The organism is Candidatus Protofrankia californiensis (genome assembly GCF_900634765.1).
GTDB classification, from domain to species: domain Bacteria; phylum Actinomycetota; class Actinomycetes; order Frankiales; family Frankiaceae; genus Protofrankia; species Protofrankia californiensis.
Window position 1 is genome coordinate 16,968 of the sequence record NZ_CAAAFT010000376.1, and the last position, 866, is coordinate 17,833.

General features: G+C 67.8%; 1 protein-coding gene. It reads right to left on the reverse strand.

Translation table 11 applies throughout. The features are described 5' to 3' along the window. Positions 1-57: 57 nt before the first annotated feature. Positions 58-498, reverse strand: a complete 441-nt coding sequence (locus tag DD1DGNOD_RS19315; protein WP_346434353.1) for a hypothetical protein — start codon at positions 496-498, stop codon at positions 58-60. Positions 499-866 lie beyond the last annotated feature (368 nt).

Consider the following 866-nt stretch of genomic DNA (forward strand, 5'->3'; position numbering starts at 1 on the left):
AGGGCCAGTAGCTCCCGCCCGGACACGGACCCACGCAGCTCGTCGTGCAAGTCGGGTTCAGCCGCGCGAAAGGCTGCCATGGCGGCACGAGCCTCCGGGGAGATCTGCGCCCTGGTCAGGGTGCCCGCGTCGATAGGTCCTGGCGATGACGGCGCCGGCGCCGAGCAGGTCGTCGACAGCCGGGCGCAGCGGACCGGCGTGTGGGATTCCCGCCGGGATGCCAGCGAGGTCGGTCGGGGACAGCGACCACGGGGTGGCCGGATCCTCGCGCAGGCCGGCGAGAACCGCCCCCTGCTCCACGGCGAACCGCTGGGCGCTGGCGTCGCGCCACCGAAAGGGCAACACGTGGGCACCTCGGGCCGTCGCGACGGCCACCGCTGTGGTGAAACGCAGAACGTCGACAATGACGATGACATCGCTTGCCCGTGCCAGAACGGCCAGATCTTCCCCACCCCAACCGAAGCGGACGGAGAAGGGACGCTGCTCAGCGACATGCATTACGCAAATGTAACCGCCGAGGGGTAAATGTAACTCGACCGGTTACATTCGGGTGCGACGGACATGAGTCAACCGATCGCCGGGCGGCGACGCGACTGCAGCAACACAACTGACGTGGATGTCCAGTCGGCTGCCGGCGGACTGCCGGCCTCATATCTCTACCGGTCTGGTTGGAAAGTCGTTACCGTCATAGTGCCGGTGAACCGACAGGAGAAGGCTGATGACCCAGACCAGCACGACGCAGGTGACGGTACAGGGACTGCTCGACACGCTACAGGCCACCCGGGACGTGGAATGGACGGCCGACCAGCTCCGGGCCTCGGCCACCCTTCGCCGGTCCCTGGAGGCCGAGGCCGACCGTGCGCGCT